The following is a 15,188-nucleotide window of genomic DNA, read 5'->3' as shown; positions in this document are numbered from 1 at the left end:
TCTCTCTCCCGTCAGGCAGGGTTAGGAATATCAATAAAGGTGACATCCAGGTCGGTGGTTTCCATCAGCCATTCGCTGAGGGCGCGAATGCCGCCCCGCTCGGTGGCGTGGTGGCCGGCGGCATAAAAATGCAGACCCTGCTCGCGGGCAGAGTGGATGGTTTGTTCCGACACCTCGCCGGTGATAAACGCGTCCACGCCAAAGCGCGCCGCGGCGTCGATAAAGCTCTGGCCGCCCCCGGTACACCAGGCGACGCGGCTGACGGTGTCCGGCCCGGTATCGCCGCACCACAGCGGCTTGCGTCCCAGCCGCGCTTCAATCCACGAGGCCAGCTCGAGGCCGGACACCGGCATCGACAGTTCGCCCCAGGGCACCAGCGGTTCGATTTCGCCCAGCACGTTAATCCCCAGCAGATGCGCCAGCTGCGCGTTATTGCCCAGCTCGGGATGGGCATCCAGCGGCAGGTGCCAGCCGTAGAGATTGATATCGTTGGCCAGCAGGGTTTTCAGGCGCCGGCGCTTCATGCCGCGGATCACTGGCGATTCGTTTTTCCAGAAATAGCCGTGATGGACGATTACCGCATCCGCCTGCAGGCGGACGGCCTCATCCAGCAGCGCCTGGCTGGCCGTGACTCCGGTGACGATCTTGTGCACCGTGTCGCGCCCTTCCACCTGCAGACCGTTAGGGGCGAAGTCACTGATGGCTGCGCTATTGAGCTTGTCGTTTATCAGTTGTTCCAGTTCGCTATTTTTCATCGCCACTCCAGCAGATAATCAGGGTATACAAAGGCATAACATAACCAGATCCATTCGGGTCGTCGATAGTCCGCCTCCGACACTGACGATGACTTTTTACCGAATAGCCCAATTTGTCTATTCATCCCGCCGCGCATTCGTGTATATTTATGCACTAATAAAGCATATTAAATAATCAGAAAGCCCCTCAAGCCATGAATATGACTAATTAAACGCTATTCATGCAGAACGATCGACTTTCGCTTTACGCCAGGAAACACACTTCTCATGAAGACAACATCATCGCAACCGCGGGCGATTTACTACGTCGTGGCGCTGCAAATCTGGGAATACTTTAGCTTCTACGGCATGCGCGCCCTGCTGATCCTCTATCTCACCAATCAGCTTAAATATGACGATAACCACGCTTACGCCCTGTTCAGCGCCTACTGTTCGCTGGTCTATGTGACGCCGATCCTCGGCGGCTATCTGGCCGATAAGCTGTTAGGCAACCGGATGGCGGTCATGCTCGGCGCGCTGCTGATGGCCATTGGCCATCTGGTGCTCGGGGCCAGCGAAACCGCCCCGGTCTTCCTCTACCTGTCGCTGGCGATCATCGTCTGCGGCTACGGGTTGTTTAAATCCAACGTCAGCTGTCTGCTGGGCGAGCTGTACGAACCCGCCGATCCGCGTCGCGATGGCGGTTTCTCGCTGATGTATGCCGCGGGCAATATCGGCTCGATCATCGCGCCGATCGCCTGCGGCTACGTCCAGGAGGAGTATAGCTGGGCGATGGGCTTTGCCCTGGCGGCCATCGGCATGGTGGCGGGACTGGTGATTTTCCTCTGCGGCAACCGTCACTTCCAGCATACCGCCGGCGTGAACCGCCAGGCGCTGTGCGCACGTCGTTTCCTGCTGCCGAACTGGGGCTGGCTGCTGGTGCTGCTGGTCACTGCTCCGCTGCTGATTGCCGTGCTGTTCTGGCAGGAGTGGTCGGTATATGCCCTGATCGTGGCCACGGCCATTGGCCTCGCGGTGCTGGCGCGGATCTACCTGCGCGCCGAGACCGATAAACAGCGCAAGGATCTGCGCCTGATCGTCGTCCTGACCGCTTTCAGCCTACTGTTCTGGGCCTTCGCCCAACAGGGCGGCAGCTCCATCAGCCTGTATATTGACCGCTTCGTTAACCGCCATATCATGAGCTACGAAGTCCCTACCGCTATGTTCCAGTCGATCAATGCCTTCGCGGTGATGCTCTGCGGCATGGTGCTGGCGTGGCTGGTGAAAGAGAGCGTCGGCGGTAATCGCACCGTGCGCATCTGGGGAAAATTTGCCCTCGGTCTGGGCCTGATGAGCGCCGGGTTCTGCATCCTAACCCTCAGCGCCCGCTGGTCGGCGGCCTATGGTCAGTCGTCCATGCCGCTGATGGTGCTGGGGCTGGCGGTGATGGGTTTTGCCGAACTGTTTATCGACCCGGTCGCGATGTCGCAAATCACCCGCATTGAGATCCCGGGGGTCACCGGGGTGTTGACCGGCATCTATATGCTGCTCTCCGGGGCCATCGCCAACTATCTGGCCGGCGTTATCGCCGACCAGACCTCGCAGGCGTCATTCGACGCCGCCGGGGCGGTGAACTACTCCATTGACGCCTACATCAACGTCTTCAGCCAGATCACCTGGGGCGCGCTGGCCTGCGTCGGCGTGGTGCTGGTCATCTGGCTGTATCACTCGCTGAAGGTCAGGACCCGCCGTCTGGCGGTGGAGTAATCCCCTTTCTGGCGGCCTCCCAGGCCGCCAGCGTCTCCTGCCGCGCCTGCTTGTGATCGACTATCGGGCGCGGATAATCCAGCGTAATCCCCTGTTTATCCGCCCACGCCCACGGCTGATGCAGCGCCTTCTCCGGCACCTTTGCCAGCTCCGGCAGCCAGCGACGCATAAACACCCCCTGCTTATCAAACTTCTCGCCCTGGGTGGTGGGATTAAATATGCGGAAATAGGGCGCGGCGTCGGTGCCCGTCGAAGCCGCCCACTGCCAGCCGCCGTTGTTCGCCGCCAGGTCGCCATCAATCAGCTGGCTCATGAAATAGCGCTCCCCTGCCCGCCAGTCGAGGCGCAGATCTTTAGTCAGGAAGCTGGCGACGATCATGCGCAACCGGTTATGCATCCAGCCGGTGGCGTTAAGCTGGCGCATGGCGGCATCGACAATCGGAAAGCCGGTCTCCCCGCGCTGCCAGGCCTGCAGGGCGCCATCCTCTTCGCGCCAGGCGACCTTATCGGTCCAGGCGACAAACGGCCGTCCTTTACAGAGTTTCGGATAGTAGACCATCAGATGGCGGTAAAACTCGCGCCAAATCAGCTCATTAAGCCAGGTGGCCCCTGCCCCGCCGTCCAGCGCGGCGGGGTGTTCCGTCAGCAGCCGATGCAGGCACTGGCGCGGCGACAGCACCCCGGTGGCCAGGCAGGGCGACAGGCGACTGGTCCCTTCCACGGCCGGGAAGTCGCGCTGCCCCTCATAATCCGCCGCCGGTTGCTGACAAAACGCGCGCAGCCGCGCCAGCGCCGTTTTTTCATCTGCGGCAAACAGCAGCCCATCGAACGGCGTTTGCGGATAGTTGAGCTCCGGCGGCGGCGGCGCCTGGCGGGCGGGTGCCTCGCGCGGCTTTGGCGCGGCCACGCACGCCGGCAGCCCTTCCCGTAGCCGGCGAATAAACGCATTCTTAAACGGAGTGAAGACTTTATACATTTCGCCGCCGCCGGTCAGTACGCTGCCGGGCGGCAACAGGACGCTGTCGTCAAATCCCTGGCAAATCACTTCGCTCAAGGTGTTCTCAACGGCGGCATCGCGCTGGCGTTCATTGAATTCGTACTGATAGTTGTAGAACAGGTGACTGACCTGGTGCTGCTGGCAAAAATGGGCCAGTCGCTCGACGCTGGCGCTAAAATCGTCCGCCTCTTCTACCCACAACGGTATGCCACGCTCCGCCAGCGCGGCGTGCAGACTGTGCAAATGGCTGGCGATAAAAGCGGCCTGCCGCGGCGCCATATGATGCTCGCGCCACTGCCCCGGGGTGGCAATATAGAGCGCCAGCACCTGCGCCTGCGGATCGCGGCAGGCGGCGGCCAGCGCCAGGTTATCGTGAATGCGTAAATCCGTGCGTAACCAGACCAGATGGGTGGCCATATCACTCCTCATTATCCGTCAGCAAAACTCATCTCATGATCTAAGCCGGAAAAAATAGCGCGCTCCGGCAAAATAAGCACCTGCCAATTCCGCTGCGGCGCTTGCAACGAGTGTAGACAAGCGACGAAAAAAAACCGCCGGGGGCAACCGGCGGTTATTGGCTTTCATTGCAGCAGGGCGAATCAGTAGAAGTCGTGAGCAGCTTTTTCCGCCTGCGCCATCCACACCGGCTGCTCGCTGGTTTTCGACCACACCCGGTGCAGCCAGCTGTAATAGCGGGCGCGATCTTTCCAGAACAGCATCACCGGCAGCGCCGCGACGCCAGCCACGACGGCGAAAGCCCGACGCAGCAAAATAATATGAGCAGGATAAGCTTTGTACAACGCCATCATTTCTCTCCCCTTTGTCAGGCCGGCAAGTCGCGCCGGTAAAAAATTACCATGTTTGTTTGAGCAAAATAGTACCGCGTTGGTTGTAATTTTACTACTCATCCGACCACTAAAAAGCACGTATTTATACTTAATTTACATTCATCCCGTAAATTAGTTACGAAAAAGTTAAATTAATACTAACCATCAGTTAAATTGTGCCTTTGCCATTTTTATACTTTTTTTACACCGCGCCCGCGGATTTTTGCGAAATCTTTGCGCCGTAATTTCTATTCTCCTGGTAAATCAAAAACACACCCGGAGGTGGATTGTGACTGCAGGCGTACTCACTGGCGTTGGGCTGGTGTTCCTGTTACTGGCTTATCTGGTTTATGCCTTGATACATGCGGAGGCATTCTGATGGCGGCCCAGGGATTTTTATTATTAGCCAGCTACCTGCTGGTATTGCTGGCGCTGGCGCGCCCGCTGGGGATGTGTCTGGCGAGAATGGTGAACGACATCCCGCTTCCCGGCCTGGCCGGCGTCGAGCGCGTTCTGTGGCGCGTGGCCGGGATCCGCACCGAAGAGATGGGCTGGCTGCAGTATTTGCTGGCGATCCTGCTGTTTAACGCCCTCGGCGGCCTGGCGCTGTTTGCCCTGCTGATGCTCCAGGGCGTGCTGCCCTTTAACCCGCAGCACCTGCCGGGGCTGCCGTGGGATCTGGCGCTCAACACCGCGGTCAGCTTTGTCAGTAATACCAACTGGCAGGCTTACGCCGGCGAAAGCACCATGAGCTATCTCAGCCAGATGGTGGGGCTGACGGTGCAGAATTTCCTCTCCGCCGCCACCGGCATCGCCGTGGTCTTCGCCCTGACCCGCGCCTTCGCCCGACAGAAAATGTCCACCCTCGGCAATGCCTGGGTCGACCTGACGCGCATTACCCTGTGGCTGCTGCTGCCGCTCTCTCTGCTGGTAGCCCTGTTCTTTATTCAGCAAGGCGTGCCGCAGAACCTGCAGGCTTACCAGCCCTTTACCACCCTCGAAGGGGCGCACCAGCTGCTGCCGATGGGGCCTGTCGCCTCACAGGAAGCGATTAAGCTGCTGGGCACCAACGGCGGCGGTTTCTTTAACGCTAACTCCGCCCATCCGTTTGAAAACCCGACGGCGCTGACCAATCTCGTGCAGATGCTATCCATCTTCCTGATCCCGGCGGCGCTGTGCTTCGCCTTCGGCGAGGTGGTGAGCGATCGCCGCCAGGGGCGCGCTATCCTGTGGGCGATGACGCTGATCTTTATCCTCTGCGTCGCCGTGGTGATGTGGGCGGAAACCCGCGGTAACCCGCACCTGCTGACGCTGGGCGCCGACAGCAGCCTGAATATGGAAGGTAAAGAGAGCCGCTTTGGTGTTCTCGCCAGCAGTCTGTTCGCGGTGATCACCACCGCCGCCTCCTGCGGCGCGGTCAACGCCATGCATGACTCCTTCACCGCGCTGGGCGGCATGGTGCCGATGTGGCTGATGCAGATTGGCGAAGTGGTGTTCGGCGGCGTCGGCTCGGGCCTGTACGGCATGCTGCTGTTCGTTATGCTGGCGGTGTTTATCGCCGGGCTGATGGTCGGCCGTACCCCGGAGTACCTCGGGAAAAAAATCGATGTCCGGGAAATGAAAATGATCGCCCTGGCCATTCTGGTCACCCCGACGCTGGTGCTGCTCGGCACGGCGCTGGCGATGATGACCGAGGCCGGCCGCGCCGGGATGTTCAACCCCGGACCACACGGCTTTAGCGAAGTGCTGTACGCCGTCACCTCGGCGGCCAATAACAACGGCAGCGCCTTCGCCGGCCTGGGCGCGGCGACGCCCTTCTGGAACCTGCTGCTGGCGTTCTGCATGCTGGCTGGACGCTTCGCCGTCATCATTCCGGTGATGGCTATCGCCGGCTCGCTGGTGGCGAAGAAAATTCAACCGGCCAGCCCCGGTACCCTGGCCACCCACGACGCCCTGTTTATCGGTCTGCTGATCGGCACCGTGCTGCTGGTGGGCGCCCTGACCTTTATTCCTGCGCTGGCGCTTGGCCCGCTGGCCGAACACTTTTCCTTACTTTGAGCGATGCGGAGCCCCCTGTTATGAGTCGCAAACAATTAGCCCTGCTGGAGCCGACGCTGGTGCGCCAGGCGCTGCTGGATGCCGTGAAAAAACTCAGCCCGATGGTGCAGTGGCGCAATCCGGTGATGTTTATCGTCTGGGTGGGCAGCCTGTTAACCACCCTGCTGGCCATCGCCATGGCTGGCGGCGCCCTGACCGGCAGCGCCACGTTTACCGCCGCCATCAGTATCTGGTTATGGTTTACCGTGCTGTTCGCCAACTTTGCCGAAGCGATGGCGGAAGGCCGCAGCAAAGCCCAGGCCAATAGCCTGAAAGGGGTGAAAAAAACGGCCTTCGCCCGTAAGCTGCGCGCCCCGCAGCACGACGCGACGGTCGACCATGTGCCGGCGGAAGACCTGCGCAAAGGCGACGTGGTGCTGGTGGAAGCCGGGGATATTATCCCCTGCGATGGCGAAGTCATCGAAGGCGGCGCCTCGGTGGACGAAAGCGCCATTACCGGCGAGTCCGCGCCGGTGATCCGCGAATCCGGCGGCGATTTCGCCTCGGTGACCGGCGGGACGCGTATCCTCTCCGACTGGCTGGTGATCCGCTGCAGCGTCAACCCGGGAGAAACCTTCCTCGACCGGATGATCGCCATGGTGGAAGGCGCCCAGCGCCGTAAAACGCCGAACGAAATCGCCCTGACGATCCTGCTGATCGCCCTGACGATGGTGTTCCTGCTGGCCACCGCCACCATCTGGCCATTCTCGGCCTGGAGCGGCAATGCGGTGAGCGTCACCGTGCTGGTCGCTCTGCTGGTGTGCCTGATCCCGACCACCATCGGCGGTCTGCTGTCGGCGATCGGCGTCGCCGGGATGAGCCGTATGCTGGGCGCCAACGTGATCGCCACCAGCGGCCGCGCGGTGGAGGCCGCAGGCGATGTCGATGTCCTGCTGCTGGATAAAACCGGGACCATTACGCTCGGCAACCGCCAGGCCTCCGCTTTCCTGCCGGCGCGCGGTGTGGAAGAGCGAACCCTCGCCGACGCCGCCCAGCTCTCCTCGCTGGCGGACGAAACCCCGGAGGGACGCAGCATCGTGGTGCTGGCGAAGCAGCGCTTCAACCTGCGCGAACGCGATCTGCAGTCGCTGCACGCCACCTTTGTCCCCTTTACCGCGCAAACGCGGATGAGCGGCATCAATATCGATCAGCGCATGATCCGTAAAGGCTCGGTGGACGCGATTCGCCGTCACGTGGAGGCCAACGGCGGCCACTTCCCTGCCGATGTCGAGAAGCAGGTGGAAGAGGTCGCCCGCCAGGGGGCCACGCCGCTGGTGGTTGCCGAAGGTGAAAAGGTGCTGGGGATTATTTCCCTCAAAGATATCGTCAAAGGCGGCATCAAAGAGCGTTTCGCCCAGCTGCGCAAAATGGGCATTAAAACGGTGATGATCACCGGCGATAACCGCCTCACCGCCGCGGCGATCGCCGCCGAGGCCGGTGTCGACGATTTCCTCGCCGAAGCGACGCCGGAAGCCAAGCTGGCGCTGATCCGCCAGTATCAGTCGGAAGGTCGGCTGGTGGCGATGACCGGCGACGGCACCAACGACGCGCCCGCGCTGGCCCAGGCCGACGTGGCGGTGGCCATGAACTCAGGCACCCAGGCGGCGAAAGAGGCGGGCAACATGGTCGACCTGGATTCCAACCCCACCAAACTGATTGAGGTGGTCCATATCGGCAAACAGATGCTGATGACGCGCGGCTCGCTGACCACCTTCAGTATTGCCAACGACGTGGCGAAATATTTCGCCATTATTCCGGCGGCGTTTGCCGCGGTCTATCCCCAGCTGGCGATGCTGAACGTGATGGGCCTGCATTCGCCATCGTCGGCGATCCTCAGCGCCGTTATCTTCAACGCGCTGATCATCGTCTTCCTGATCCCGTTGGCCCTGAAAGGGGTGAGCTATCGCCCGCTCTCCGCCTCGGCGATGCTGCGCCGCAACCTGTGGATCTACGGCCTCGGCGGTCTGCTGGTGCCTTTTATCGGTATTAAAGCCATTGACCTGCTGCTGACCCTGAGCGGTCTGGTGTGAGGAACAAACTATGTCATTGATTCGTCCAGCACTTGTGCTATTTATTCTGTTAACCCTGCTCACCGGCGGCGTTTATCCTCTGCTGACCACCAGCCTGGGACAGTGGTGGTTTAACTCACAGGCCAATGGCTCGCTGATCCGCCTGAACGGCGAGGTGCGCGGCTCGGCGCTGATTGGCCAGAACTTTACCGCCGCAGGCTATTTCCAGGGCCGCCCGTCAGCCACCGCGGAGACAGCGGATAACCCGATGGCCTCTGGCGGCAGCAACCTCGCCGCCAGCAACCCGGCGCTGGATAAGGCGGTGAGCGAGCGGGTGCAGGCCCTGCGCGCCGCGAACCCGGATGCCGACCCGCGGGTGCCAGTCGAACTGGTCACCACTTCGGCGAGCGGTCTCGATAACAACCTGACCCCGGCCGCCGCGCTGTGGCAGGCGCCCCGGGTGGCCAAAGCGCGCCAGCTGAGCGTCGACCAGGTGACCGCGCTGGTTAACCAGGCCACACAAACGCCGCTGCTGAGCTTCCTTGGCCAGCCGGTGGTCAATATACTGCAACTCAATATGGCGCTGGATGCCCTGAAGGATAAGTAAATGAGTGACGAGCCGCTGCGTCCGGACCCTGACCGCCTGCTGCAGCATACCGCCGCCCCGCATCGCGGCAAACTGAAAGTCTTCTTCGGCGCCTGCGCCGGGGTGGGGAAAACCTGGGCGATGCTGGCGGAAGCGCAGCGGCTGCGGGCCCAGGGGCTGGATATTCTGATTGGCGTGGCGGAGACCCACGGCCGGAAAGAGACCGCCGCGATGCTGCAGGGCCTGAGCACCCTGCCGCCGCGGCGGCTCGCTCACCGCGGGCGCTACGTGTATGAGTTCGACCTCGACGCCGCCCTTGCCCGCCGCCCGGCGCTGATTCTGGTGGATGAACTGGCGCACAGTAATGCCCCCGGCTCCCGCCATCCGAAGCGCTGGCAGGATGTGGACGAACTGCTGGAGGCCGGGATTGACGTCTTCACCACGGTTAACGTTCAGCATCTGGAAAGCCTGAACGACGTCGTCAGCGGGATCACCGGCGTGCAGGTGCGGGAGACCGTCCCCGATCCCTTTTTTGACGCCGCGGACGACGTGGTGCTGGTGGACCTCCCCCCTGACGATCTGCGCCAGCGGCTCAATGAGGGCAAAGTCTACATCGGCGGCCAGGCCGAGCGCGCTATCGAGAACTTTTTCCGCAAAGGGAACCTGATTGCGCTGCGCGAACTGGCTCTGCGCCGTACCGCCGATCGCGTCGATGAGCAGATGCGCGCCTGGCGCGACCGCCAGGGCCAGGAGAAAGTCTGGCACACCCGCGACGCCATTCTGCTCTGTATCGGGCACAACACCGGTAGCGAAAAGCTGGTGCGTACCGCCGCCCGCCTCGCCGCCCGTCTGGGCAGCGTCTGGCATGCGGTATATGTCGAAACGCCTTCCCTGCACCGCCTGCCGGAATCCCGGCGGCGGGCCATCCTCGCCGCGCTGCGTCTGGCCCAGGAGCTGGGCGCCGAAACCGCCACCCTCTCCGACCCGTCTGAAGAGAAAGCGGTCCTCCATTACGCTCGCGAACATAACCTCGGAAAAATTGTCATCGGCCGCCAGAGCAAACGCCGCTGGTGGGATCGCAGCGGCTTCGCCGACCGTCTGGCTCGTCACGCGCCGGACCTCGATCTGGTGGTCATCGCCCTGGATGAAAAGCCCTTCCCCCTTCCGGCGCGCGCCAGCGACACTCGTCCGGCGCTGGAGAAATGGCGGCTGCAGCTGCAGGGCTGCGCGTTGGCGGTAGCCCTGTGCGCCATCATTACCCTGGTGGCCATGCAGTGGCTGATGGCCTTCGAAGCCGCCAACCTGGTCATGCTCTATCTGCTGGGGGTGGTGATCATCGCCCTGCTCTATGGCCGCTGGCCGTCGGTGCTGGCGACGGTGATCAACGTTATCAGCTTCGATCTCTTTTTTGTCGCCCCGCGCGGCACGCTGGCGGTGTCAGATGTCCAGTATCTGCTCACCTTCGGCGTGATGCTCACCGTTGGCCTGCTTATCGGTAACCTCACCGCCGGCGTGCGCTACCAGGCGCGGGTGGCGCGCTATCGCGAGCGGCGTACCCGCCACCTGTATGAAATGTCCAAAGCGCTGGCAGTGGGTCGTAGCCAGCAGGATATCGCCACCACCAGCGAGCGGTTTATCGCCTCCACCTTTCAGGCTCGCAGCCAGCTGCTGCTCCCGGACGCCCAGGGGAAACTGCTGCCCTTAACCCTCCAGCCCGGGCTGACGCCGTGGGATGACGCCATCGCCCGCTGGAGCTTTGATAAGGGGCAACCCGCCGGCGCCGGCACCGATACCCTGCCCGGCGTGCCGTATCAGATCCTGCCCCTGAAGAGCGCCGCCCGCACCTGGGGACTGCTGGTGGTGGAGCCGGCGAATCTGCGCCAACTGATGATCCCGGAGCAGCAGCGGCTGCTGGAGACCTTCACCCTGCTGGTGGCCAGCGCCCTGGAGCGTCTCACCCTGACCGCCAGCGAAGAGCAGGCCCGGCTGACCAGCGAGCGCGAAAGCCTGCGTAACTCGCTGCTCGCCGCCCTGTCCCACGATCTGCGTACCCCGCTCACCGTGCTGTTTGGCCAGGCGGAAATCCTGACCCTCGATCTGGCCAGCGAGGGCTCGAAGCATGCCCCGCAGGCCAATGAAATCCGCCAGCATGTGCTCAATACCACCCGGCTGGTGAACAACCTGCTGGATATGGCGCGGATCCAGTCCGGCGGCTTTAATCTGCACAAGGAGTGGCTGACGCTGGAGGAAGTGGTCGGCAGCGCGCTGCGTATGCTCGAGCCGAGCCTCGGCGGCCAGCACGTTCAACTGGATTTACCCGACCCGCTGCAGCTGGTGCATGTCGACGGGCCGCTGTTCGAGCGGGTGCTGATCAATCTGCTGGAGAATGCCCATAAGTATGCCGGCGCCCGGGCGGACATCGGTATTCGCGCCGAAGCGGACGCCCGGCAGCTGTCGCTGGAGGTATGGGATAATGGTCCGGGGATCCCGGCGGGCCAGGAACAGGCTATCTTTGATAAATTCGCCCGCGGCAACAAAGAGTCGGCGATCCCCGGCGTCGGGCTGGGCCTTGCCATCTGTCAGGCCATCGTCGACGTCCACGGCGGGACCATCTCCGCCAGCAACCGGCCGGAAGGCGGCGCCTCATTCCGTGTTACACTGCCGGGAGAAACGCCCCCTGAACTGGAAGAGCTATCTGAGGAATTGTGATTAACGTTCTGATTATCGAAGACGAACACGCTATCCGTCGCTTTCTGCGCACCGCGCTGGAAGCCGACGGCATGCGCGTATTTGAAGCGGAAACCCTGCAGCGTGGGCTGATCGAAGCCGCCACCCGTAAGCCCGACCTCGCGATCCTCGATCTCGGCCTGCCGGATGGCGACGGCATTGATTTTATTCGCGACCTGCGCCAGTGGAGTCAGATGCCGATTATCGTCCTGTCAGCACGTAGCGAAGAGCACGACAAAATTGCCGCCCTGGATGCCGGCGCCGATGACTACTTAAGTAAACCCTTTGGCATCGGCGAGCTGCAGGCCCGCCTGCGCGTCGCACTGCGTCGTCACGGCGCGGCGCAGGCCGACGAGCCGGTGGTGCGCTTCGCCGACCTGGAGGTCAATATCCCCGCCCGCCGCATCCTGCGCGGCAGCGAAGAGATCCACCTGACGCCCATCGAGTTTCGCCTGCTGGCGGCGCTATTGAATAATCCCGGCAAAGTGCTTACCCAGCGCCAGCTGCTGAACCAGGTGTGGGGCCCTAACGCCGTGGAGCACAGCCATTATCTGCGGATCTATATGGGTCACCTGCGGCAAAAGCTGGAGGCCGATCCGGCGCGCCCGCAGCATCTGCTGACCGAAACCGGGATTGGCTATCGCTTTATGCCCTGAGCCCCGCCTCTGCAGTACCAGAGGCTGGCGATTTTCAGCCCTTCAGAGAGCAGCATGAAGCCAGCCAGGATCGCGAAAAGCCGGACGCCGGCGGCCTGAATCAGCCACAGACCCAAAGAAAGCGAAGGCTGCATAAACACCAGCCTGAGCGGCGTCTGCCCCCAGGCCAGCCACAGCCCATAGCGGCTCTGACGGAATAAGAGGATCATCGACAGCGGGATGCTGATAATCAGCAGCACATTCAGCGGATAGAGCCAGACCGCCGCAGCGCCCCAGGCGTGCAGCAGCTGGAGATAAGCCAGCAGGTCGTCGAAAAAAGGGAGTCGGCGGTGGGCAATATTCCACCATAAGAATTGCAGGACGAAAAAGAGATCCATCCACGCCCAGAACAAAAACAGGGACTTCCGTTGTATTTTCATCGCTATCCCTGCGAAAAAAATCAGGCCCGCGAGGGGCCTGATGGCCGTACGCCTTTAGGCGTTCTTCAGCACTTCACTGACAATCTCTACCGCTTCTTTTTCGATCAGTTTGCGATGTTCTTCGCCGAGGAAGCTTTCACAGTAGATCTTGTAGGCGTCTTCGGTGCCTGACGGACGCGCCGCGAACCAGCCGTTGTCGGTCATCACTTTCAGGCCGCCAATCGCCGCCCCGTTGCCCGGCGCTGCGGTCAGACGGGCGGTGATCGGATCCCCCGCCAGGGTGTCAGCGCTGACCATTTCCGGCGACAGCTTAGACAGCGCCGCTTTCTGCGCGGAGGTCGCGGAAGCCTGCAGACGGTTGTAGCTCGGCGCGCCAAAGCGCTCCGCCAGCTCGTTATAGTGCTCCTGCGGGTTTTTCCCGGTCACTGCGGTGATTTCCGCCGCCAGCAGGCACATGATAATACCGTCTTTATCGGTGGACCACGGCGTGCCGTCGAAGCGCAGGAAGGAGGCCCCGGCGCTCTCTTCGCCGCCGAAACCGAAGCTGCCGTCGAACAGGCCGTCGACGAACCACTTAAAGCCCACCGGCACTTCCACCAGCTTGCGGCCCAGATCGTTCACCACGCGGTCAATCATCGCCGAGGAGACCAGGGTTTTACCGACCGCCACCTCTTTGCCCCACTGCGGACGATGCTGGAACAGGTAGTTAATCGCCACCGCCAGATAGTGGTTCGGGTTCATCAGCCCGGCTGGGGTGACAATCCCGTGACGGTCGTAATCCGGGTCGTTGGCAAACGCCAGATCGAACTTATCGCGCAGCGCCAGCAGGCCCGCCATCGCACATTCCGAGGAGCAGTCCATGCGGATGGCGCCGTCTTTATCGAGGTGCATAAAGCGGAAGGTCTGGTCTACCTGGTCGTTCACAATGGTCAGATTGAGCTTGTAGTGCTCGCCAATGCGTTTCCAGTATTCGATACCGGAACCGCCCAGCGGATCGACGCCCAGCGTCAGGCCCGCTTTCTGGATCGCCGCCATGTCGACGATATCCGCCAGGCCTTCAATAAACGGCTGCACCAGATCCTGCTCTTTGACGTGGCCGGAAGCCAGCGCCGCGTCCAGAGGAAGGCGTTTCACGCCCTGCAGGCCAGCGGCCAGCAGTTCGTTGGCGCGGTTTTCCACCACTTTGGTGACGTTGGTATCAGCCGGACCGCCGTTTGGCGGGTTGTACTTGATACCGCCATCTTCCGGCGGATTGTGTGACGGGGTGATCACAATGCCGTCCGCCAGCGGACCGCCTTTTTTGTTATGCACCAGAATCGCGTTGGAGACCGCCGGCGTCGGGGTGAAGCCATTGTTTTCCTGCACGATAACGTCAACGCCGTTGGCGGTTAACACTTCCAGCACCGAAATAAACGCCGGCTCGGACAGGGCGTGGGTATCTTTACCGACATAGCACGGACCGGTGATCCCGTTCTTCGCACGATCTTCCGCAATCGCCTGGGCGATGGCCAGGATATGCGGTTCGTTGAAGTTGTGACGCGCCGCGCTGCCGCGATGGCCGGAGGTGCCGAATTTGACCGCATGCTCCGCATTACCGACTTCAGGCTTCAGCACGTAGTACTGAGCAGTCAGTTGGGCGACGTTAATCAAATCACTCTGTTGCGCAGGCTGCCCCGCACGTTTATCGATTGCCATTGCCTGATCCTTCTGGTGCAAATGTTAAAAAGCTAGATCGTGCCGCAAACCTTTTCAATCAGCTCCGCAGGGAACTGCATCGACTGCATGATGTGCTCAATCATGCTGCATTTACGGCCGGTATTGGTATTGGTGATCACCCACCACGGTGTACCAGGAACCTGTTTCGGTTTGGTCTGATTACCGCTTTTCAGCAGCGTACGCGCATCTTCCGCGAAGTAGACGCGCGTGCGGCCATGCAGAGACTCGGTCGCCTCGGCAAATGCTTTACTGTCCAGGGAGTAGAGGGTCGTCAACACCAGCATAAAACGGTTCACCGCGCGCTTCTGCTCGGCGTATTCATCAGATAACAGCATCTCGCGCATGGCGCGGACTTTATCTTTCGCCGGGTTAGCGGGTTTCACCTCAACGGCAGGCGCGGGCGCCAGCGCCGGCGCGGCTTTGCTGACCTGTGTAGCTGGTTGGGAAACGGCGGAAAATTTCAGCATGCGCCGTAAAATGTCGGATGCGCTCTCGCCGATATGCAGAGTGTGGCTGGCAATATAGCGATAGAGTTCATCATCAACTTCAATTGTTTTCATCTTAATCCAGTGCGATATCTTTTCTGAATACAAATCGTTGGGATTATAAGTACAAATCCCAACCGCGGATAGCGTCAAACCAGGATGGCGGTA

General features: G+C 61.4%; 13 protein-coding genes. 7 read left to right on the top strand and 6 right to left on the bottom strand.

What is annotated here, in order from left to right; genetic code table 11:
* Positions 1-11 precede the first annotated feature (11 nt).
* Positions 12-755, bottom strand: a complete 744-nt coding sequence (locus ACOI7Z_RS01285; protein ID WP_087849757.1) for a type 2 GTP cyclohydrolase I — start codon at positions 753-755, stop codon at positions 12-14.
* 267 nt (positions 756-1,022) lie between these two features.
* Here ACOI7Z_RS01285 and ACOI7Z_RS01280 point away from each other — a divergent pair, with 267 nt between their 5' ends.
* Complete coding sequence (locus ACOI7Z_RS01280) at positions 1,023-2,501, top strand: MFS transporter (RefSeq protein ID WP_032455154.1); 1,479 nt, start codon at positions 1,023-1,025, stop codon at positions 2,499-2,501.
* Here ACOI7Z_RS01280 and phrB read toward each other — a convergent pair.
* A complete protein-coding gene (phrB, locus tag ACOI7Z_RS01275; protein WP_065882493.1) occupies positions 2,473-3,915 on the bottom strand; it encodes a deoxyribodipyrimidine photo-lyase in 1,443 nt (480 codons plus the stop codon). The genes ACOI7Z_RS01280 and phrB overlap by 29 nt on opposite strands.
* Before the next feature lie 182 nt (positions 3,916-4,097).
* Positions 4,098-4,307, bottom strand: a complete 210-nt coding sequence (locus ACOI7Z_RS01270) for a DUF2517 family protein (RefSeq protein ID WP_004142243.1) — start codon at positions 4,305-4,307, stop codon at positions 4,098-4,100.
* Positions 4,308-4,614: 307 nt separating this feature from the next.
* Here ACOI7Z_RS01270 and kdpF point away from each other — a divergent pair, with 307 nt between their 5' ends.
* From kdpF to kdpE, 6 genes are read left to right on the top strand one after another with little or no spacing between them, the layout of a single operon-like run.
* Positions 4,615-4,704, top strand: a complete 90-nt coding sequence (kdpF, locus tag ACOI7Z_RS01265; protein WP_020323459.1) for a K(+)-transporting ATPase subunit F — start codon at positions 4,615-4,617, stop codon at positions 4,702-4,704.
* Complete coding sequence (gene kdpA / locus ACOI7Z_RS01260) at positions 4,704-6,383, top strand: potassium-transporting ATPase subunit KdpA (protein WP_087849758.1); 1,680 nt, start codon at positions 4,704-4,706, stop codon at positions 6,381-6,383. Before kdpF ends, kdpA begins: the two co-directional genes overlap by 1 nt.
* A gap of 20 nt (positions 6,384-6,403) precedes the next feature.
* A complete protein-coding gene (gene kdpB, locus ACOI7Z_RS01255) occupies positions 6,404-8,452 on the top strand; it encodes a potassium-transporting ATPase subunit KdpB (RefSeq protein ID WP_087849759.1) in 2,049 nt (682 codons plus the stop codon).
* Between the two features lie 10 nt (positions 8,453-8,462).
* Positions 8,463-9,038, top strand: coding sequence for a potassium-transporting ATPase subunit KdpC (gene kdpC / locus ACOI7Z_RS01250; protein WP_023288862.1), 576 nt, complete (start codon positions 8,463-8,465; stop codon positions 9,036-9,038).
* Positions 9,039-11,726, top strand: coding sequence for a two-component system sensor histidine kinase KdpD (kdpD, locus tag ACOI7Z_RS01245; RefSeq protein ID WP_065882498.1), 2,688 nt, complete (start codon positions 9,039-9,041; stop codon positions 11,724-11,726).
* Positions 11,723-12,400, top strand: a complete 678-nt coding sequence (kdpE, locus tag ACOI7Z_RS01240) for a two-component system response regulator KdpE (RefSeq protein WP_002894776.1) — start codon at positions 11,723-11,725, stop codon at positions 12,398-12,400. Before kdpD ends, kdpE begins: the two co-directional genes overlap by 4 nt.
* On the opposite strand, the gene ACOI7Z_RS01235 is transcribed toward kdpE, so the two are convergent.
* The 3 genes from ACOI7Z_RS01235 to seqA are packed head-to-tail and all read right to left on the bottom strand — an operon-like array spanning position 12,382 to position 15,095.
* The gene (locus ACOI7Z_RS01235) at positions 12,382-12,819 is read right to left on the bottom strand and encodes an arginine:ornithine antiporter (protein WP_087849760.1); all 438 of its coding nucleotides are present in this window, start codon (positions 12,817-12,819) and stop codon (positions 12,382-12,384) included. The genes kdpE and ACOI7Z_RS01235 overlap by 19 nt on opposite strands.
* 54 nt (positions 12,820-12,873) lie before the next feature.
* Positions 12,874-14,514: a phosphoglucomutase (alpha-D-glucose-1,6-bisphosphate-dependent) gene (gene pgm, locus ACOI7Z_RS01230; RefSeq protein ID WP_023288859.1), complete on the bottom strand. Its 1,641-nt coding sequence runs from the start codon at positions 14,512-14,514 to the stop codon at positions 12,874-12,876.
* A 32-nt stretch (positions 14,515-14,546) separates the two neighbouring features.
* The gene (gene seqA / locus ACOI7Z_RS01225; RefSeq protein WP_032428668.1) at positions 14,547-15,095 is read right to left on the bottom strand and encodes a replication initiation negative regulator SeqA; all 549 of its coding nucleotides are present in this window, start codon (positions 15,093-15,095) and stop codon (positions 14,547-14,549) included.
* Between the last annotated feature and the right edge of the window lie 93 nt (positions 15,096-15,188).

This window comes from Klebsiella sp. C283 (assembly GCF_048822555.1).
Lineage (GTDB): Bacteria > Pseudomonadota > Gammaproteobacteria > Enterobacterales > Enterobacteriaceae > Klebsiella > Klebsiella quasipneumoniae.
The sequence above is the reverse complement of the archived record's forward strand: the minus strand, read 5'-3'. Positions and strand labels throughout refer to the sequence as shown.

Coding starts and splice junctions, on each gene's coding strand:
- ACOI7Z_RS01285 (WP_087849757.1), bottom strand. CDS start 755: ATGAAAAATAGCGAACTGGAACAACTGATAAACGACAAGCTCAATAGC.
- pgm (WP_023288859.1), bottom strand. CDS start 14,514: ATGGCAATCGATAAACGTGCGGGGCAGCCTGCGCAACAGAGTGATTTG.
- ACOI7Z_RS01270 (WP_004142243.1), bottom strand. CDS start 4,307: ATGATGGCGTTGTACAAAGCTTATCCTGCTCATATTATTTTGCTGCGT.
- seqA (WP_032428668.1), bottom strand. CDS start 15,095: ATGAAAACAATTGAAGTTGATGATGAACTCTATCGCTATATTGCCAGC.
- kdpB (WP_087849759.1), top strand. CDS start 6,404: ATGAGTCGCAAACAATTAGCCCTGCTGGAGCCGACGCTGGTGCGCCAG.
- kdpC (WP_023288862.1), top strand. CDS start 8,463: ATGTCATTGATTCGTCCAGCACTTGTGCTATTTATTCTGTTAACCCTG.
- ACOI7Z_RS01280 (WP_032455154.1), top strand. CDS start 1,023: ATGAAGACAACATCATCGCAACCGCGGGCGATTTACTACGTCGTGGCG.
- ACOI7Z_RS01235 (WP_087849760.1), bottom strand. CDS start 12,819: ATGAAAATACAACGGAAGTCCCTGTTTTTGTTCTGGGCGTGGATGGAT.
- kdpA (WP_087849758.1), top strand. CDS start 4,704: ATGGCGGCCCAGGGATTTTTATTATTAGCCAGCTACCTGCTGGTATTG.
- kdpD (WP_065882498.1), top strand. CDS start 9,039: ATGAGTGACGAGCCGCTGCGTCCGGACCCTGACCGCCTGCTGCAGCAT.
- phrB (WP_065882493.1), bottom strand. CDS start 3,915: ATGGCCACCCATCTGGTCTGGTTACGCACGGATTTACGCATTCACGAT.